The following is a 19,080-nucleotide window of genomic DNA, read 5'->3' as shown; positions in this document are numbered from 1 at the left end:
GTCATTGCGGCGGCAGTTGCGCCAGCTGAACAAGGCGTACGCCCTCCCGCCGGGTGACCAGCCGACCACGCCCCGGCGGCAGCGGTCCGGGGCGCACCGGCCCGACGAGCGCGCCCTCCTCGGGGCTGCCCGCCATCACCAGGCCGGCCGTGGACAGCTCGCGCAGGCGCTGCACGATCGGCTCGTACTGTGCCCGGCTCGCCCCACCGGACCGGCGGGCCAGCACCAGGTGCAGCCCGATGTCCCGGGCGTGCGGAAGGTGCTCCTCCAGTGCGCGCAACGGGTTCGCCGGCCCCGCCGCCACCAGGTCGTAGTCGTCCACCAGCACGAACAGCTCCGGCCCGGACCACCAGGACCGGTCCCGCAGCTGCTGCGGGGTGACCTCCGGCCCGGGAGCCCGCCGCTCCAGGTAACCGGCGGCCGACTCGACCAGGTCGGCGGTGTGTGCCGCCGCGGTGCCGTACCCGATCAGGTGTGGCGTCTCGATGGCACCGAGCAGGCTGCGCCGGTAGTCGACGAGGATCACCCGGGCCTGCTCGGGAGTGAACCGGGTGATGATCGACGTGGCCAGCGCGCGCAGGAACGACGACTTGCCGCACTCCGAATCCCCGAAGACCACGAAGTGCGGCTCGGTGGCGAAGTCGAGCAACACCGGGCGCAGGTCCGCCTCCGCGATCCCGATCGGCAGCCGCAGCCCGGTCGTCGAGGCGAGGTCCAGATCGGCGTACGGCAGCACCGGCGGCAGGAGCCGCACCCGGGGCGCCGGAGCGCCCGCCCACCCGTCGGCGACCCTCTTGACCAGGTCGGCGGTGTCGCCGCCGGCGGTACCGAGCTGGGGCAGCGCGGTGAGGAAGTGCAGGCCCTCAGCGGTCACCCCCCGGCCGGAGCGCTCGGGCACGTTGGCGGCCGCGCGCCGGGCCACCAACGAGTCGGTCGGGTCCCCGAGGCGCAGCTCCAGCCGGGAGCCGAACAGGTCCCGGATCGCCGGGCGGAAATCCAGCCAGCGCAGCCCCGTGGCGACCACGTGCACCCCGTACGACAGGCCCCGGGTGGCGAGGTCGGTGACGAGTGGCTCCAGGTCGTCGTACTCCCCGCGGATGGTGCTCCACCCGTCGATCACCAGGAACACGTCGCCGTACGGGTCGGCTCCCGGCTGGCCTGCCGTCCCCGCTGCCCCTCGACGCTGCCGGTACGCGGCCATCGACTCCACGCCCAGCTCCGCGAAGCGGCGTTCCCGGTCGACCAACAGGGTGGTCATCTCGCCGACGGTGCGTCGTACGGCGGTCGGGTCGGCGCGGCCGGTCACCCCGCCGACGTGCGGAAGGTCGCGCAGCGCGGCCAACCCGCCGCCGCCGAAGTCGAGGCAGTAGACCTGCACCTCGGCCGGTGTGTGGGTGAGCGCCAGCGCGCAGATCAGCGTGCGCAGGGCTGTGGACTTGCCGCTCTGCGGCGCACCGACCACAGCGACGTGCCCGGCAGCGCCGTCCAGAGCCAGCCAGAGCAGGTCCCGGCGCTGCTCCAACGGTTTGTCCACCACCGCCATCGGCACGCCGAGTGCCCCGTGCAGCTCCGGGTTGCCGACTGTCAGCCCGCGTTTCGGGTGCACCTCGACCGGACCGAGCAGCTCGTCCAGGGCCGGTGGCTGGCCGAGCGGCGGGAGCCAGACCTGGTGCGCCGGCGGGCCCTGCCCGACGAGCCGGTCCACCAGCAGGTCGAGCAGCGTCCTGGTGCCCTCCTCCTCCGTGACGACGGGCACGACCGGGGCCGTCGGCTCGGGCACCGGTACGACATGGGTGGTGAAGGTGAGCAGCCGCGCGCCCCCCTCGGTGGCGACGCCGCCCGACGCGGCCCGACGGCGGACGGCACCGGAGACGTACGCGGCCTTGAAGCGGGCCAGCGGGTCGGTGCCGGCACGCAGGTAGCCGTGGCCCGGTGAGCGGGGCAGCTCGTGCGCGTCCGCCACGCCGAGCACCGTCCGGGACTCCAGCGCCGAGAAGGTGCGCAACCCGATCCGGTACGAGAGGTGGGTGTCCAACCCGCGGAGCCGGCCCTCCTCCAGGCGCTGGCTGGCGAGCAGCAGGTGCACGCCGAGCGACCGGCCCAGCCGACCGATCTGCACGAACAGGTCGATGAAGTCGGGCTTGGCGGAGAGCAGCTCCGAGAATTCGTCGCAGATCAGCAGCAACGACGGCAGCGGGGCGAGCGGGCTGCCGGCCGCCCTGGCCCGCTCGTAGTCGCGCACGCTGGCGAAGTTGCCGGCCCGCCGCAGCAACTCCTGGCGGCGCACCAACTCCCCGTTGATCGCGTCCACCATGCGGTCGACAAGGGGCAACGCGTCGGCCAGGTTGGTGATCACGGCCGCGGTGTGCGGCAGCCTGTCGAACGAGGTGAAGGTGGCGCCACCCTTGAAGTCGACGAGCACGAAGTTGAGCTGCTCGGAGCTGTGCGTGGCGGCGAGCCCCAGCACCAGCGTGCGGAGCAGCTCGGACTTGCCGGAGCCGGTCGCCCCGATGAGCAGGCCGTGCGGGCCCATGCCGTCCTGGGCGGACTCCTTGAGGTCCAGCTCGATGGCGCCGCCGTCCGCGCCCACCCCGATCGGCACCCGCAACCGGTCTCGTGCCGAGCGCGGCAACCAGCCCTGTTCCGCAGTGAAGCTCTCCGGGTCACCGAGGCCCAGCAGCTCGGGGAGGCCCAGGTCGGCCTGGAGCGGGGCGTCCGGCCCTCTGGCCGCGCCGGCGAGACGCAGCGGCGCCAACCGTCGGGCGACCGCTTCGGCGTCGGCCAGGTCCAACTGGTCGGCGGTGCCCACCTCGGCGTGCCCGTCGGACGACCGCGAGTGCAGCCGCCGGCCGTGCAACTCCAGCAGCAGCGCGTACCGGTCCAGCAGTCGGGGCGGCGGGGTGTCCAGGTCCAGCACTGTGACCGCGTCGATGCCGCCGTCGCCGGTCAGGTCACTTGCACCGGTCAGGTCGCCGCCGTCGAGGACCACCACCACGTGCGGACCGTCGGTGGCCGGGCCGGCCGGGCTGAACCGGGACCGGGTGGCCAGCACGTCGGCCAGCAGCGACTCCAGCTCGGCGGCCGAGCTGGTGACCAGGCGTACCGGGCCGAGCGCGTCGGTGCGGGCGGGATGGTGGGCGTGCGGGAGCCACTTCACCCACTCCCAGCAGGCGCGGCGCTCCGGCCCGGCGCAGACCGCGACGAGCAGCTCGTCGGGGGCGTGGAAGACCGCCAACTGGGTCAGCACGGCCCGGACCAGCGCCTGTGCCGCCGGGTCGCCGGTGGGTGGCCCGCCGGTGGTCGGGGTGGTCGCCCGGCCGCGGCCGGCGGATCGCACGTGCACCCGGGCGAAGCTGCGCAGCGACAGCGCCACCGGCAGGTCCGGAACCACGGAGTACGCGTCCAGGAAGCGGCGTAGCGCGCCGGCGGTCATCGGCTCGAGCTCCTCCAGCGGCCGGGTGACCGGTGGGACCAGTGGGGTGGCCAGTGTCTGCGGCCCGACGGCGACCCGCACCACAGCGAAATCGGGGTCGGCCGGGCGCCGCTCCCAGACCCGGTGGCTGTCCACGGTCGACCAGAGCCGGCCCGGATCCGGATGCCTGTAGAAGACCCCGGCCCGTTGCTGGCCCGCGGTCCGTCGGACCCGCCGCCGCAGCGTGGCCAGGTGGCGTAGGTACTCCCTGCGGGCGGCCATCATCTCGGACTTCTTCGGGGTGCCGGAGGCACTGCCCCAGGACGTCACGAGCATCGCCAACGAGGAGAGCCCGAACATGCCGCCCACCACGTACGAGTAGGCCCCACCGCCCCGACCGAACATCATCGCCATCGCGACCGTGCCGCCGAGCATGGGCAGCAGCATGAGCATCTGCTGCCACCGCCCGCCGGTCACCACGGGGATCTCCGGCGGTGCGTCGACCGACAGCTCACCGGCGGGAATCTCCGGCGCTGGTCGGCGCGGCGGGCGCTTGATGACGACGGTGGACACTCGGCCTCCTGACAGCGCTGGGTAACCCGAGCCTGGCTCATGGTAGGTAAAGTCCTGTCGTCCGCGCAGCCTCCGATCCCAGTCGATATGGAGACCAGTCGATGACTACCGGGCTGGCACGCGTCACCATCAGCGCGCCGCAACGACGGGTGGACGTCGCCCTGCCGGAGCAGGTGCCCCTGGCCGAGTTGCTGCCCGACGTGCTCCGGCACGCCGGTGTCGGGCTCGCCGACGACGGCGAGCAGCACGGCGGTTGGGTGCTCCGCCGCACCGACGGGGCGTTGCTGGTTACCGCACAGGCGCTCCTGCCGCAGGGGGTCCGCGACGGTGAGGTGCTGCACCTCGTGCCGGCCCGCGCGCACTGGCCCGAGTTGGAGTACGACGACGTCATCGAGGCGATCGCCGACGGTGCACGCCGCCGCGGCGGCGCCTGGTCGCCGACCGCCACCCGGGCAGCCGGTCTGGCCGGTGCCGCCGTACCGCTCGGGGTCGGACTGCTCGCGCTGCTCGCCGGTGGCCCGACGCTCCGGGTCGGTTGGCTGACGGCCGTCGCGGTGGCGCTGGTGCTCACAGTGGCCGGCGCGGTCGCCTCCCGTGCCAACGGGGACGGCGCCGCAGGGGCGACGCTCGGCGGCTACGCGCTGCCGTACGCGTTCACTGCCGGTGCCCTGGCCGTCGGCTCCGGCGACCCGGTCGGGCCGATCGGGCCGGTCCGCTGGGTGGGCGCTCCCGAACTGCTGGCCGGCTCGGTCGCGCTGCTGCTGGCCGCGTTGATCGGTCTCCTCGGGGTGGCCAGTCGGCTGCGGGTCTTCGTGGCCGGTGTCACTGTCGGCCTGGTCGGCGCGGCGGCCGCGCTCGGTGGGCTGCTGATGACCACGGCCGGTACGGCGGCGGTGCTGCTCAGCGCACTGGTCTTCGCCGTCGGCGTGATTCCGCTGCTGGCCATCCGACTGGGCAAGCTGCCCCTGCCGCCGATCACCCTGCCGGCCGCCACCTCGGCGGAGGAGCCGGAGCGGGTGCGGGATCTGCCGGACCGGGGTCGGGTGCACGCCGCGGTGATCCGCACCGAGGAGATTCTCACCGGGATGCTGATCGGCCACGCCCTGCTGGTGGCGGCCACCGCTGTCGTACTGGTGGTCGCCGGTGGCACGGCCGGCCGGGTGCTGGTGGCGGTCACCTCGGCCGTGCTGCTGCTGCGGTCGCGGCTGTTCGTGGCGCTGCGACACCGGGTGCCGACGGTGCTCGCCGGGCTGGCCGGCTACGCGGCGCTGGGTGCCGTGCTGGTCGCTCGGGCCGACGGGACCGGGCGGTTGGTGCTGGTCCTGGGCGGGGCTGCGCTGGCCCTGGTGGCGGTCGCCAGCGGCACCGGGTACGCCCGCCGGCCGGTCTCGCCGTACCTCGGGAGGATCGCGGACCTCACCGACACGGCCCTGGTGGTCGCCGTGGTGCCGATCGCCTGCGCAGTGCTCGACCTGTACGACCGGGCCCGAGGGCTGCTCGGTTGAGCGGCCCCCGGGCCCGGTGCGTCAGCGGTCGTCAGTGCATGGATTCGCCGCGGGCCTCGGCGTCCCTGGCTCGCTTGTAGGAGGCGTGGATCTCGGCCTCGGCCTCGGTGCGGCCGACCCAGGTCGCGCCCTCCACCGACTTGCCGGGCTCCAAGTCCTTGTACACCTCGAAGAAGTGCTGGATCTCCAGGCGGTCGAACTCGCCGAGGTGGTGGATGTCGCGCAGGTGCTCCTGGCGAGGATCCTCGTAGGGCACGCAGAGGACCTTGTCGTCCCCGCCCTTCTCGTCGGTCATCCGGAACATGCCGATGGTGCGGCAGCGGATCAGGCAGCCCGGGAAGGTCGGCTCGGGGACCAGCACCAGCGCGTCCAGCGGGTCGCCGTCCTCGCCGAGGGTGCCCTCGATGAACCCGTAGTCGGCCGGGTACTGGGTGGAGGTGAAGAGGGTGCGGTCCAACCGGATCCGGCCGGTCTTGTGGTCCACCTCGTACTTGTTCCGGTGACCTTTGGGGATCTCAACCGTCACGTCGAAATCCATCTGCACGCTCCCTCGTCTGCCCACGCTGGCTAACGGAACCACTGGCGACCCCTCCGGACAGGTGAATGCCCACCCGCCGACTCCGGCCGCCGCATAGTCTTCGGACCGAAGTAGTGTCACCCAAGCCGATTTTCGCTGGGGGAGGAGGGGGTCGTGGGGAGGGAAGATTCACACTACCGCCCGGACGGGGGCTCCGCGCACGGTACCGGACGATCCGGCTCCGGCAGTGCCAAGGGGCGGGTCCCGGTGCCGGAGGCGCACCTCCCACGGGCACCCGAAGCTCCGGCCCCGGCACCGGAAACGGTGCCCGAGCGGCCCCCGCCGCTGCCCTGGCGCCCGCCGGCCGGGCCGGCGTCGCCCGCTCCGAACGCGGGTCACTTCCCGGTAGCCGGCGGTGATCAACCGGTGAGCGGCCCGCCACGCGGCAGTGCCACGGTCCCGGTCAGCCCTGCGCCACTCAGCCCGTCGTTCGGTCCCGCGCTGACCGCTTCCGGCACTGGCGGGGTCCCCCCGGTGGGCCCGCCGATCTCCGCGTTGCCGGCACCCGCCGACGCCGAGCCTGCGCCCGCGCCCGCAGCCGCCGAGACGCGCCGTCGGAGGCGGCTGCCGGTGCTGCTGGCCGCCGTGCTCCTGCTGGTGCTCGCCAGCGTCGGAGTCGTGATCACCCGTCCCGGCCCGGTCGCCGGGTGGCTGGGCGACGACGCCGGGTCCGGGCCGCAAGCGGCCGGCGTGACTCCGGAACCCGCCCCGTCGGACGTGCTGGGCGGCCCGGATTCGAACGCCCCGGTGCCCACCCCGGACGGGGTGCGGGCCGTGCTCGATCCACTGGTCGGCGTCGCCACCCTGGGCGACCGGGTGAACGTCTCGGTCGCCGACGTGATCACCGGTCAGACGCTGTTCGCCAAGGGGGCGGACGACGGCACCGTGCCCGCCTCGGTGACGAAGCTGGCGACCGCTGTGACAGTGCTGGCGGCCCGCGGGCCCGGCTACCGGATCCCCACTCGTGCCGTGGCCGGCGCGAAGGCCGGCGAGGTGGTGATCGTCGGGGGCGGGGACCCGACCCTCGCGATCAACAAGAAGGGCTACTACCCGGGTGCGGCGCGCCTCGACGACCTGGCCAACCAGGTGCGTACCGCGCTCGGAGGCACGCCCCCGACCAGTGTCACGGTCGACGGTTCGGTCTACTCCGGCCCGGTCTACGGCCCTGGCTGGGACGACGACATCCCCACCGGCGGTTCGGGCGGCGCGATGACCGCGTTGATGACCGACGGCGCGCGTACCGACCCGGGGGTCGAGCACGGGTCCGCCCAGCGGTTCGCCGAGCCGGACCTCGCCGCCGGCAAGGCGTTCGCCCGGTTGCTCGGGGTGCCGACCTCCGCCGTGAAGCGGGGCGCTGCCTCGCCTCAGGCGGCGACCGGCGCCAGCCCGGCACCGGGTACCGAACTGGGCGTGGTGCAGTCCCCGCCGCTGATCCGGCTCGTCGACGTCATGATCAGCGAGAGCGACAACCTGGTGGCCGAGGCGCTCGCCCGGCAGGTCGCGTTGGCCCGCGGACAGCCCGCCTCGTTCGACGGTGGCGCCGCCGCCATGGACGCCGAGGTGGCGGAGCTGGGCCTGCCCGCCGACGAGATCAGCGTCTCCGACGGCAGCGGCCTGTCCCGGCTCAACCGGATCAGCCCGTCGCTGCTGACCGATCTGATCCGCCTGGCCGCCAGTCCGGACCATCCGGAGCTGGCCGGCGTCTTCGGTGGTCTGCCGGTGGGCGGTTGGTCCGGGACGCTGAACGAGCGCTACCGCAACGCCGCTGGCACTGCCGCGGGCGCGGGCAGCGTCCGGGCCAAGACCGGCACCCTGACCGGCGTGCACTCCGTCGCGGGCCTGGTCACCACCGCCGATGGTCGCCTGTTGACCTTCGCGGTGCTCACCGACAAGGTGCCGGGTGACCGGGACACCGCCCAGCCGGCACTGGACCGGATCGCCGCAGCGCTGGCCGGTTGCGGCTGCGGCTGACAGTCGCCGGTCGGGGGGCGACGCGGTCGCCATCGGTGTCGATCGAGGGCGCGAGCCCGGGCCGGGGTGTCGCGGCGCGGGTACGGTGGGTTCATGGCGCAGTTCGTGGACTGGGATCTGGCCGCCGCCACGGCGGGGGCGTTGAGCAAGTCTGGCCCCCGCGTGTCGTACGCGGAAGCCACCGACGTGGTCGGCGACCTGCGTCGGCTGACCGACGAGGCGGCCGGGCACGTGGCCGACTACACGGGGTTGCGGGCGCAGGTGTCGCACCCGCCGGTCCGGGTGGTCGATCGCCGCGACTGGGCCGCGACGAACATCGCCGGTCTCCGCGAGGTGATCACACCGCTGGTGAGTCGGCTCTCCGGCGACAAGCAACCGGGCGCGTTGACCGAGGCGATCGGGTCCCGGCTCACCGGGGTGCAGGCCGGGACGGTGCTGGCCTACCTCTCCGGCCGGGTGCTCGGCCAGTACGAGGTCTTCTCGGCCGACCCGGGCCAGCTGCTCCTGGTCGCACCGAACATCGTCGAGGTGGAGCGCAAGCTCGGCGCCGACCCTCGGGACTTCCGGCTCTGGGTGTGTCTGCACGAGGTCACCCACCGCACCCAGTTCACTGCCGTGCCGTGGATGCGGGCCTATTTCCTCAGCGAGGTGCAGGCGTTCGTCGACGCCTCGTCCAGCGGAAGTGAGCACCTGGTCGAACGGTTGCGGCGCGGGGTGGCCACGTTGTCCGACGCGGTTCGTGATTCGGAGAGCCGCACCAGCGTGCTGGACATCGTGCAGACCCCGGCCCAGCGGGCCGTACTGGACCGGCTCACCGCGTTGATGACGCTGTTGGAGGGGCACGCCGAGTTCGTGATGGACGGCGTCGGCCCGCAGGTGATCCCGAGCGTGGAGCGGATCCGGGCGTCGTTCAACCGACGCCGGGAGGCGGGCAACCCGCTGGAGAAGGCGATCCGCCGGCTACTCGGGGTGGACGTCAAGATGCGCCAGTACGCCGAGGGGCGCAAGTTCGTGCACGGGGTGGTGGAACGCGTCGGCATGGACGGGTTCAACTCGATCTTCAACTCGCCGCTGACCCTGCCCCGACTGTCGGAGCTGGGTGACCCGGACGCCTGGGTCGCCCGGGTGCACGGCCCGGCCGGCCCCATCCCGGCCGCTGGCTGACCACCCGCCGGTGGCCGCGCTCGCTCCGCCGGTGGCCGCGATCCGGGTGGCGGTCCGCCGCGCCCTGACCGGTCTGCCGTCCGGTGGTCCGGTGCTGGTCGCGTGCTCCGGTGGTGCCGACTCGCTCGCGCTCGCGGCGGCCACCGTCTTCGTGGCACCGCGGCTGGGCCGCGCCGCGGCGCTCGTCACCGTCGACCACGGCCTGCAGGACGGCTCCGCGGAGCGCGCCGAGGCGGTGGCCACCTGGGGGCGGGCTGTCGGGTTCGCGTCGGTGACGGTGGCCCGGGTGGAGGTGGCCGGGCGTCCCGGCGGGCCGGAGGCGGCCGCCCGCGAGGCCCGCTACGAGGCGCTGACCGAAGCGGCCCGGCAGGAGAACGCCGTCGCGGTGCTCACCGGGCACACCCGTGACGACCAGGCGGAGACGGTGCTGCTCGCGCTGGCCCGGGGCGCCGGCCCACGAGGGCTGGCCGGGATGCCCGCCCGACGCGATCTGGGCGGGGTGCCACTGGTGCGCCCGCTGTTGGAGATCGGTCGGGAGCAGACGCGGGCCGCCTGCGCCGTCCTCGGGCTGAGCCCGTGGCAGGACCCGCACAACAGCGACCCGTCGTACGCCCGGTCGAGGGTGCGGGGCGACCTGCTGCCGGCGCTGGTGCGGGCGCTCGGGCCGGGCGTGGTGGACAACCTGGCGCGTACCGCCCGGCTGGTGGCCGCCGACAACGCCGCGCTCGACGAGTTGGCGGGGACGGCGCTTGCGACGGCCCGGTGCCCCGACGGAGGGCTGTCCGTGCCGGCGCTGCTCGGCCTGGTGCCCGCCGTACGCGGCCGGGTGCTGCACTCCTGGGCCCGCGAGGTGGGCGCGCTGCCCGGTGCCCTGTCGCATCGGCACGTCGCCGCCCTGGACGCCCTGGTCACCGATTGGCACGGTCAGGGCCCGGCCGACCTGCCCGGCGGCGTTCGGGTGCTCCGCCGCGACGGCCGGCTGGCATCGGTGCGCCCCACCTGATCTGACCTGCCGGTCTCAGCCGCTGTGCGCCCGGTCGCGGAAGGTGGTCCGGTAGCTGTGCGGGGTGGCGCCGACCCGGCGACTGAAGTGGTGGCGCAACGCTGCCGCGTCGCCGAAGCCGGACTGGTCGGCGACCGCCTCCACGCTCAACGGGGTCTCCTCCAGCAACCGCCGGGCGAGCAGCACCCGCTGGTTGGTGAGCCAGTCGTGCGGGGTGGTGCCGGTCTCGGCGCGGAACCGGCGGGCGAACGTGCGGGGCGCCATGCCGGCGCGGGCGGCCAACTCCTCCACTGTGATCGTCCGGTCCAGGTGACCCATCAGCCACTCCAGCACCGGTTCGAGGGTGGGTGCCTCGGGCGCCTTCGGGATGGGCGCCTCGACGTACTGGGACTGGCCGCCGTCGCGGTGCGGCGGGACCACCATCCGCCGGGCCAGTCGGGTCGCGGTGGTCGAGCCGTGCTCCTGGCGGATCAGGTGCAGGCACGCGTCGATGCCGGCCGCCGTGCCTGCGCTGGTGAGCAACCGACCGTCCTGGACGTAGAGCGAGTTGCACCGCACCCGGGCGCGCGGGTGTCGCCGTTGCAGCTCGTCCACGTACCGCCAGTGGGTGGTGCACTCGCGGTCGTCGAGCAGCCCGGCCTCGCCGAGCAGGAAGGCGCCGGAGCAGACGCTGAACAGGTGCGCTCCGCGGGCGTCGGCCCGGCGGAGCGCGTCGAGCACCGGGCCGGGGACCGTGGTGCCCTGGCTGTGCGCGGGGATGGCCACCAGGTCGGCGTCGTCGACAGGGCCGAGGTCGGCGTGGGGGGTGAGGTGGAAGCCGGACGAGGTACGCACGGGAGCGCCGTCCGGGCTGCACACCTGGAAGCGGTAGGCGGGGAAACCGTCGGCTGTCCGGTCGGTGCCGAACACCTCGGCGAGCACGCCGAGCTCGAAGGGAGCGACCTGGTCGAGGGCGAGGACGGCAACGGACCGCAGCATGTGACGAGGGTAACCCGACAGGTGGCAGTAAATCGATGACCAATGGCATTCCTGCCACTGTCCGGTCGCTTCGTGACGTCGCAGACTGGTCTCAGTCCGGTGCGCACCGGCGGCGAAACCGACAGCAATCATGCGAAAGCGAGCGCCGCCATGGAGTTCCTGTTCATCCTCCTGTTCCTCGTCCTCCTCGCCGCCGCCTCGGCGGCCGGCCTCACCGTCGACAGCCACGATTCGGCCGACTGGAAGCCGAGCGACGATGGCCGCCGCTGGCGGTCACGCACCAACTGACGTGATTAGAGTCATTTGCCCGGAAAATCCTCGGCGGGACCGCGCCAAAAGGTGCGGCCCCGCCGACGAAGGCCATCCGACGTACGGCAGGCTAGGAGTCATGGCTGACGGCTCCTGGTACGACGCCGACATCGACCACGTGATCATCTCTGAGGCGCAGATCCGCGAGAAGACGGCGGAGCTGGCCAAGCAGGTTTCCGCCGACTACTCCCACGTGGGCGACGGGCTGCTGCTGGTGTGCGTACTCAAGGGTGCGGTGATGTTCATGGCGGACTTCGCCCGGGCGCTGGGCCGCAACGGCCCGCCGGCGGAACTCGACTTCATGGCCATCTCGTCCTACGGCCAGGGCACCACCTCCTCCGGGGTGGTCCGCATCCTCAAGGATCTGGACCGGGACATCGCCGGTCGGCACGTGATCGTCGTCGAGGACATCGTCGACTCCGGGCTCACGCTCTCCTGGCTGCTGCGCTACCTCGAGTCGCGCTCGGCGGCCAGCGTCGAGGTGGTCGCACTGTTCCGCAAGCCGGACGCGGTCAAGGTGCCGGTCGGAGTGAAGTACGTCGGCTTCGACATCCCCACCGAGTTCGTGGTCGGGTACGGCCTCGACTTCGCTGAGCGCTACCGGGAGCTGCCGTACGTCGGGGTGCTCAAGCCCGAGGTCTACGCCCGCTCCTGACGCCGGAGCGACCCGTCGCGACGGCCCGCCCGTCGACATGAGCCCTACTTGCATCGGCGTCCATCAAGCCGACGTTCAGCGCGCTCTCAGCTGATGCGGTTACCGTGTAGCACGGTGGCCCGGAGGTTCCTCCGCGCTCGACCCTCTCGATCGCGTGACCGGGCGCTCGGGTGGCCGAGCCGGACTCCCCGCCACGCCGGCTTCCACCCGGACTCGCCGTACGTTGGCTGCGAGGCTGGTGGGCCTGCCCACGGTGCGTGTCGTCGATGTCGAGGGCGCGCAGAGTGCGGGGGCTCGCAGGTTCGCTGCTGGCGTACACGGTCTTTTGATGGTGCACCACTGCGGGGCTCGCAAGCTCACTCCTCGCGTACACGGTGTACCGTCGAATGACCGCGGCGCGGTAGTTTTCGCGCCTCGGGGTCGAGGCCGGCCCGCACGGCGGCTCCGGCCGCCGCTCAGCGCGGCGACACCATCAGACGGTCAGGACGTCGATCAGGAGGATGCGGGCGCCCCGGCGCTCGACAACAGTATGGAACGTACGCGTTTCTTCCGCCGACCGGTGGTCTGGATCATCCTGGTCATCCTCGGCGCCGTTGTGCTCAGTCAACTGTTCACCAGTGGTCCCAGCTACCACCGCGTGGACACTTCCGTTGCGCTCGATCAACTGCACACCGCCAAGATCAACAAGGTGGTCTTCCAGGACAAGGAGCAGACGCTCCAGCTGGACCTGGCTCAGAAGACCAAGTTCGGTAAGACCGAGACCAACAAGATCGAGGCCCAGTTCCCGTACCAGGCTGGCGACCAGATCTGGAACGAGGTGCTGGACGCCAAGGCGAACAACCGGGTCACCGGCCCGGCCGACGCCAAGGTCTCCTCGGACAGCATCTGGGTGAGCCTGCTGGTCAACCTGCTGCCGATCGCGCTGCTCGTGCTCCTGCTGCTCTTCTTCATGTCGCAGATGCAGGGCGGCGGCTCCCGGGTGCTCAACTTTGGCAAGTCCAAGGCCAAGATGATCACCAAGGACACTCCGAAGACGACCTTCGCGGACGTCGCGGGTGCCGAGGAGGCCGTCGAAGAGCTGTACGAGATCAAGGACTTCCTGCAGAACCCGGCCAAGTACCAGGCCCTGGGTGCCAAGATCCCGAAGGGCGTGCTGCTGTTCGGCCCGCCCGGCACCGGCAAGACGCTGCTGGCCCGCGCGGTCGCCGGCGAGGCCGGGGTGCCCTTCTACTCCATCTCCGGCTCCGACTTCGTGGAGATGTTCGTCGGCGTCGGCGCCAGCCGGGTCCGTGACCTGTTCGAGCAGGCCAAGACGAACGCCCCGGCGATCGTCTTCGTCGACGAGATCGACGCCGTCGGGCGGCACCGTGGCGCCGGCATGGGCGGCGGTCACGACGAGCGGGAGCAGACGCTCAACCAGCTGCTCGTCGAGATGGACGGCTTCGACACCAAGGGCGGGGTCATCCTGATCGCGGCCACCAACCGGCCGGACATCCTCGACCCGGCGCTGCTGCGCCCGGGCCGGTTCGACAGGCAGATCCCGGTGGACGCCCCCGACATGGAGGGCCGCAAGGCCATCCTGCGGGTGCACGCCAAGGGCAAGCCGTTCACGCCCGACGTCGACCTCGACGCCGTGGCCCGTCGCACCCCGGGCTTCAGCGGCGCCGACCTGGCCAACGTGATCAACGAGTCGGCCCTGCTCACCGCTCGTAAGGAGCAGCGGGCGATCACCAACGACTCGCTGGAAGAGTCGATCGACCGGGTGGTCGCCGGTCCGCAGCGGCGGACGCGCGTCATGAGCGACAACGAAAAGAAGATCACCGCGTACCACGAGGGTGGCCACGCGCTGGTCGCCTGGGCGCTGCCGCACGCCGCGCCGGTGCACAAGGTGACGATCCTGTCCCGTGGTCGCTCGCTGGGCCACACCCTGGTGCTCCCGACCGAAGACAAGTACACCCAGACCCGTGCCGAGATGATCGACACCCTGGCGTACGCCCTGGGCGGTCGCGCCGCCGAGGAACTGGTCTTCCACGAGCCGACCACCGGCGCTGGCAACGACATCGAGAAGGCCACCCAACTGGCCCGCGCGATGATCACCCAGTACGGCATGAGCTCCAAGCTCGGCGCGATCAAGTACGGCACCAGCGGGGACGAGCCGTTCCTCGGCCGCAACATGGGCCACGAGCGGGACTACTCGGACTCGGTGGCCGCCGAGATCGACGGCGAGATGCGGGCACTGGTCGAGCTGGCGCACGACGAGGCCTGGGAGATCCTGGTGGAATACCGGGACGTCCTGGACAACATCGTGCTCGAGCTGATGGAGAAGGAAACCCTCTCCACTGCCGACATGGCGCGGATCTGCTCCCGGGTGGTCAAGCGCCCGCCGCTGGCGCCGTACAACGGCTTCGGCAAGCGCCAGCCCTCCACCGAGCCGCCCGTGCTCACCCCTGCGGAGAAGGACAAGCTCAAGGCGCAGGCCCAGGCTGACGGCGCGCAGGCGTCGGTCGGCGGGATCGCGCCGTCCAACAACTCGGACGGCACGCACTGAGCAACGACCCGACGGCCAGCTCCCCACACCGGGAGCTGGCCGTCTCCGCGACCGAACCAGACGGCGACGACGAGCTGGACTACGTGGCCGCACGGCTGATCAGCGGCAAACTGACCGGCCGCCCCGTCGAGGACGCTGTCGACCTCGGCCGGATCGAGAAGGCCGTCCGCGAGATCCTGATCGCAGTCGGCGAGGACCCGGACCGCGACGGACTCCAGCAGACCCCGGCCCGGGTCGCCCGTGCGTACGCCGAACTCTTCGCCGGCCTGCGGGTCGACCCGGCCCAGGTGCTCAGCACCACCTTCGAGGCCAACCACGAAGAGCTGGTCATCGTCCGGGACATCGACGTGATGAGCCTCTGTGAGCACCACCTGCTGCCCTTCCGGGGCAGCGCGCACATCGGCTACATCCCGGGCCCCGATGGGCGGATCACCGGCCTGTCCAAGCTGGCCCGCCTCGTCGAGGTCTTCGCCCGTCGGCCGCAGGTGCAGGAACGGCTCACCTCGCAGGTCGCCGACCTACTGATGAGCAAACTCGCACCACGCGGCGTCGTCGTCGTGCTCGAATGCGAACACATGTGCATGGCGATGCGCGGCATCCAGAAATCCGGTGCCAAGACCATCACGTCGGCGGTACGCGGCATCCTGCAATCGGACTCCAAGTCGCGGGCCGAAGCGATGGCGCTGATCATCCCCCGCTGACACCTCGACGCCCCACGGCCGGCCGACACCCATCCGGGACGGCCGGCCGTTGCGTCTTCACCACCCGGCCGGCGTTGCTCCGACCGGGCGGCTTTCCGGCCCGACGGATCAGCCAGCGAGCAGCGCCAACAGCAGGCCCGCCGTGGCCAGCACCGCCGGCACCAGGCACACCAACGCGCCGAAACGCACAGTACGGTCCAGGCGCTCGGTGGGGCTGACCCGAAACAACCGGCCAATGCCAATCCAACCGGCGACGAACGCGACCGCCGGCATCGGCAGTCCGCAGATCAACGCCGCCACAGTGGCCGGTCCCACCCCCGTCGTTACGAGCACCACGACCTGGATCAGCGGCACCAGCAGCGCGAACGGCCCGTACACCAGGAGGTTGCGCGCCCGCGCGGGCCAGGACCCCGGTCGGAACCGGCGGCGCGCGGCCAGCGCCGCGTCCGCCGCCTCGGCCCGACCACGCGCGGTCCGCAGCGCCGCCAAAACGGCCGCCGGGCCACCCGCCATCGACCGGGCCGCCTCGGTCAGCTCCGGCGGTGACGGCACCAGGGAGATCGCCGGTACGCCCAACTCGCGCAGCCGTTCCTGTTGACTCGCCAGCCCGGTACGGACCACAGTCAACTCCTCCCGGGCGGCCTCCGCCGACCGGGCCTGCTCACCGGCAGCGGCAGCCGCGCCCCGGCGTACCCCGTCCAACTGGCGGGCGGCCGCAAGATACTCCGTCCAGGCCGTGCTGGGCTCGACCGCCCGCGGCGAGGCGTCCCCGGGCGCCGCCTCTGCCCGTTGCCGTCCCGGCCCGGTCACCGTCGCGATCGGATCCACCTCGACACCCTCCACGCGCGCCACCCGCTCAGCCGGCCTCGTCGGCGAACGGCACCAGGACAGTGCCCCGCTCGTCCGGGCCGTCCCAGAGCACCGCCCGGTCGGGGCGCACCTGCCACTCGACCGGCCGACCAAAGACCGCTGTGAGCTGCGCGACCGGCACGTCCAGCACGGCCACCGCCGCAAGCTTGTCGACCTCGCCCGCCGGCTCGAACAACGCGGCGAACGGCGGAACCGCACGCCACCAGCCCAGCAGATGCCGGCCCGCCGGCGGCCCGTCCCGTAGGAGCGACCGCAACCGGTCCACCGGCAGATCCCGAGGCCCCGGCCGGTCCAGCCCGAAGACCACCAGATACGTCGGCAGGTCGTCGGCCGCGTCCGCGAGCAGCGTCGGCAGATCCACCAACTCGGCCGCGTGCCGGGTGGCCAAATCCGCAGTCAACGCCTCCGCCAAAGCCCGCGCGCCCGGGTCCGGTGCCGCCACCAGGAAACGGGCACCGCCCGGTGCGTGGTGAGCCGACGTGCTCCGCGCCGCCGTCGCCAACAGCCCGCCCGCCGCGGTGCCCGACCCCAGCACCGCGAGGTTGCGCCCGGCCGCCGGACCCAGCGGCACAGCGACCGTCGACCGGGCCACGTCCACCGCCCGGCCCAACAGGGCGGCCGGTCCGTGTGCCTGTCCCGCCAGGGCCGCCCGGTGGCGCGGATCGTTGCCCAGCAGCGGCCGGGCGTACCCCGCGAAGACCACCGGCGGCACGGACCCGGCCGGACGCGCCGCCCACAACTCGTGGCGCAGCTCTTCCACGACCTCCGGATGATCCTGCGGATCCGGGTGACGGATCAACCGTTCGTGACCCCGGATCGCCCCCCGAGGGCCGCCGAGCCCGCCGGCAGTGTTCACCACCGCGCTGCCCACCGGCAGACCGGCCGCCGAGTCGTTCGTCGGCTCCAACACCGGGCTGCCACCCGGTAGCGCCACCCGTACCGGAAACTGCCCGAGCACCGAATCCCGATGACCAGCATCCGCGCGCGCACTCAACCCCAACTCGCCCGCGCCCGCCAAGACCAGGTGCACGCCGTACGCCCGACCCGCCCGGGCCAGCCCGTCCAACTGGGCGGCCACCTCGGCGGCCAGCCGATCCCGCTCGGCGAAGAGCAGCGGCACATTGTCCACCACACAGACGATCCGGGGCAGCGGCTGGTGCTGACGCAGCTCCGCGAAGCGTTGTCCTCCGGCCCGAGCGCCCGCCTCCGTGCGGCGCTGGACCTCGGCCGTCAACTCGTCCAGCAGATCCCGGACGTACTCCCGGTCGGCGGCCATCGCGGCCGCGCGCACCTGCGGAACCCACGACCGGTCCCGCTCGGTCTGCAAGAACTCCACGAAGGACTCGCCGTCGCCGAGATCCGCCAGGTAGAACGCCAGGTCGTCAGGGCCGTACCGGGCGGCCAGGCCGAGTAGCGCGGTGGTCAGGAACGCCGCCCGGCCCGCAGCGGACCGGCCACTCACCAGCCAGTGTGGGGTCAACTCGGTGAAGCCCAGCGGCACCGACCGGCCCCCGGCGTCGCCGACGGTAGTGGTCAGCCCGTCGGCCGAGTCCGTCTCCCACAACCGCTCACCCGTTGGCGGCAGCAGAGCACCCAGCGCCAACCGGGAACCCGCCTCCACCTGCTCGGCGAGCCGCCGACACACCGCATCGACCAACTCGGCCGGCGGGTCCGACTCGACGAAGACCGGCGAGTTCAGACCGCCCGGTGGATCGGCGCCCGGCCCGGCGAACGAGGCCCCCGGCGGATCGCCGAGCAGCGCGTACGCATTCCGCAGCGCCAGCGGAGTCGTGTGCGGCAGTGGTGCCCGGGCCGAGTACGGGCCGGCGGGCGGCCAACCCGCCACCACCAGGTGCAGCCCAGCGGCCGGCCCCCGCTCGGCCAACGTCTCGATGCGCGCCAGATCGGACGCGCCGGTCGACTCCGGCAGCGCCGCCACCACCAGCAACAGCGTCCGATCGTGACGGCGTCGCCCACTCGCCCCCGGCGTCACCCACTGCTCCGCCTCGGTGAGCACCGCGCGCAGACCCGCCACGTCCACCGCCGGCGGCGGCAACAGGCCGGCATCCGCGAGTGCCCCGAACGGCGTCAGCACAGCTCCGGTGGCATCCACCGCGCGAATCAGCAGGGCACCCGCCGGTGCCGCACCCAACAACCGCAGGAGTACGGCCCGGAGCAAACCCGCCACCCGCGGCTCCCGCGCATCAGCGTCCACGCTGAGGTGACCGGTGCCGACAAGTGGCACCAACGCGGGGAAACGAGCGTCGTCCAACGGCGCCGCAGTACCGACCCGAACGAACGGCGGCGGACCATCACCCGCCGGCGAGTCCACGGTGAGTGAGTCCAGTGCCGCGCCCGACCAGCCCGGCGCCAGCAACGCCGCAGCCGTCCGTAACCGGTCGGCCACCTCGTACTGGCGGCGCTGATCGGCCGGAGCAGGCCGCGTCTCGTCCAGGATCCCAGCAGCCGCTGTCGCGACGGCCGCCGCCCGACGGTGCAGGGCTGCGGCGCGGTTCGTACGAGCCTTCGGACCGGCCACCGCGTCCACCCCCTCTACCCGAGGTTGGCAACCCCTCCCCAAGCAGAGACGGTATCCCAGCCGACGGTCCTCCTCCGGGAGGTGCCTCGGCGCTGCGCCGGTGTTGTCGTGGATCTCACCGGTGGGGAGGGGTCCGTCACGATCCGCTGGATCTGAGGCATTGGCTCCGGAGCGTCCAGCCGATAACTTCAGGAGGTGGAATCAGTGCAGCCCCCCGCCGGTTCCCAGGTCTCCCGCGTACCGGCCCAGCGGACACCGTCGGAGCAGCTGCCGCC

13 protein-coding genes are annotated in these 19,080 nt (G+C 72.7%); 8 read left to right on the top strand and 5 right to left on the bottom strand.

Annotation, left to right across the window (positions count from 1 at the left end; genetic code table 11):
- Window position 1: 1 nt before the first annotated feature.
- Entirely contained in the window at window positions 2-3,985 is a 3,984-nt protein-coding gene (gene eccCa, locus AB0C20_RS04740; protein WP_357567365.1) for a type VII secretion protein EccCa, read from the bottom strand.
- A 101-nt stretch (window positions 3,986-4,086) separates the two neighbouring features.
- On the opposite strand from eccCa, the gene eccD reads away from it, so the two are divergent.
- Window positions 4,087-5,490, top strand: coding sequence for a type VII secretion integral membrane protein EccD (gene eccD, locus AB0C20_RS04735; protein ID WP_357183368.1), 1,404 nt, complete (start codon window positions 4,087-4,089; stop codon window positions 5,488-5,490).
- 31 nt (window positions 5,491-5,521) lie between these two features.
- On the opposite strand, the gene AB0C20_RS04730 is transcribed toward eccD, so the two are convergent.
- Entirely contained in the window at window positions 5,522-6,028 is a 507-nt protein-coding gene (locus AB0C20_RS04730; RefSeq protein WP_099849144.1) for an inorganic diphosphatase, read from the bottom strand.
- A 513-nt stretch (window positions 6,029-6,541) separates the two neighbouring features.
- On the opposite strand from AB0C20_RS04730, the gene dacB reads away from it, so the two are divergent.
- The 3 genes from dacB (at window position 6,542) to tilS (ending at window position 10,205) form a co-directional block, all read left to right on the top strand.
- Window positions 6,542-8,038, top strand: a complete 1,497-nt coding sequence (gene dacB, locus AB0C20_RS04725; RefSeq protein ID WP_357567364.1) for a D-alanyl-D-alanine carboxypeptidase/D-alanyl-D-alanine-endopeptidase — start codon at window positions 6,542-6,544, stop codon at window positions 8,036-8,038.
- A gap of 93 nt (window positions 8,039-8,131) precedes the next feature.
- Window positions 8,132-9,202, top strand: a complete 1,071-nt coding sequence (locus AB0C20_RS04720) for a zinc-dependent metalloprotease (protein ID WP_266304247.1) — start codon at window positions 8,132-8,134, stop codon at window positions 9,200-9,202.
- Between the two features lie 10 nt (window positions 9,203-9,212).
- On the top strand, window positions 9,213-10,205 hold the full coding sequence (gene tilS / locus AB0C20_RS04715; protein WP_357567363.1) for a tRNA lysidine(34) synthetase TilS: 993 nt from the start codon (window positions 9,213-9,215) through the stop codon (window positions 10,203-10,205).
- 15 nt (window positions 10,206-10,220) lie between these two features.
- On the opposite strand, the gene AB0C20_RS04710 is transcribed toward tilS, so the two are convergent.
- Complete coding sequence (locus AB0C20_RS04710) at window positions 10,221-11,183, bottom strand: helix-turn-helix domain-containing protein (RefSeq protein WP_357567362.1); 963 nt, start codon at window positions 11,181-11,183, stop codon at window positions 10,221-10,223.
- A gap of 42 nt (window positions 11,184-11,225) precedes the next feature.
- On the opposite strand from AB0C20_RS04710, the gene AB0C20_RS04705 reads away from it, so the two are divergent.
- The 4 genes from AB0C20_RS04705 (at window position 11,226) to folE (ending at window position 15,396) form a co-directional block, all read left to right on the top strand.
- Complete coding sequence (locus AB0C20_RS04705; RefSeq protein ID WP_238687043.1) at window positions 11,226-11,471, top strand: hypothetical protein; 246 nt, start codon at window positions 11,226-11,228, stop codon at window positions 11,469-11,471.
- Between the two features lie 100 nt (window positions 11,472-11,571).
- Window positions 11,572-12,147: a hypoxanthine phosphoribosyltransferase gene (gene hpt / locus AB0C20_RS04700; protein ID WP_357183382.1), complete on the top strand. Its 576-nt coding sequence runs from the start codon at window positions 11,572-11,574 to the stop codon at window positions 12,145-12,147.
- A 529-nt stretch (window positions 12,148-12,676) separates the two neighbouring features.
- Window positions 12,677-14,695 (top strand): ATP-dependent zinc metalloprotease FtsH, encoded by a 2,019-nt coding sequence (ftsH, locus tag AB0C20_RS04695; protein WP_357183385.1) that lies wholly within the window; start codon window positions 12,677-12,679, stop codon window positions 14,693-14,695.
- Window positions 14,696-14,730: 35 nt separating this feature from the next.
- The gene (gene folE, locus AB0C20_RS04690) at window positions 14,731-15,396 is read left to right on the top strand and encodes a GTP cyclohydrolase I FolE (protein ID WP_091403265.1); all 666 of its coding nucleotides are present in this window, start codon (window positions 14,731-14,733) and stop codon (window positions 15,394-15,396) included.
- A gap of 108 nt (window positions 15,397-15,504) precedes the next feature.
- Here folE and AB0C20_RS04685 read toward each other — a convergent pair whose 3' ends face one another.
- Complete coding sequence (locus AB0C20_RS04685; protein ID WP_357183901.1) at window positions 15,505-16,206, bottom strand: hypothetical protein; 702 nt, start codon at window positions 16,204-16,206, stop codon at window positions 15,505-15,507.
- A 46-nt stretch (window positions 16,207-16,252) separates the two neighbouring features.
- Complete coding sequence (locus AB0C20_RS04680; RefSeq protein WP_357567361.1) at window positions 16,253-18,814, bottom strand: FtsK/SpoIIIE domain-containing protein; 2,562 nt, start codon at window positions 18,812-18,814, stop codon at window positions 16,253-16,255.
- Window positions 18,815-19,080 lie beyond the last annotated feature (266 nt).

Source organism: Micromonospora sp. NPDC048843, assembly GCF_040649965.1.
Taxonomy (GTDB): domain Bacteria; phylum Actinomycetota; class Actinomycetes; order Mycobacteriales; family Micromonosporaceae; genus Micromonospora; species Micromonospora hortensis.
The sequence above is the reverse complement of the archived record's forward strand: the minus strand, read 5'-3'. Positions and strand labels throughout refer to the sequence as shown.

What these genes read in the sequence shown, in the direction of transcription:
- AB0C20_RS04705 (WP_238687043.1), top strand. Translation starts at nt 11,226, where the DNA reads ATGGCATTCCTGCCACTGTCCGGTCGCTTCGTGACGTCGCAGACTGGT.
- AB0C20_RS04730 (WP_099849144.1), bottom strand. Translation starts at nt 6,028, where the DNA reads ATGGATTTCGACGTGACGGTTGAGATCCCCAAAGGTCACCGGAACAAG.
- ftsH (WP_357183385.1), top strand. Translation starts at nt 12,677, where the DNA reads ATGGAACGTACGCGTTTCTTCCGCCGACCGGTGGTCTGGATCATCCTG.
- hpt (WP_357183382.1), top strand. Translation starts at nt 11,572, where the DNA reads ATGGCTGACGGCTCCTGGTACGACGCCGACATCGACCACGTGATCATC.
- eccD (WP_357183368.1), top strand. Translation starts at nt 4,087, where the DNA reads ATGACTACCGGGCTGGCACGCGTCACCATCAGCGCGCCGCAACGACGG.
- AB0C20_RS04710 (WP_357567362.1), bottom strand. Translation starts at nt 11,183, where the DNA reads ATGCTGCGGTCCGTTGCCGTCCTCGCCCTCGACCAGGTCGCTCCCTTC.
- AB0C20_RS04720 (WP_266304247.1), top strand. Translation starts at nt 8,132, where the DNA reads ATGGCGCAGTTCGTGGACTGGGATCTGGCCGCCGCCACGGCGGGGGCG.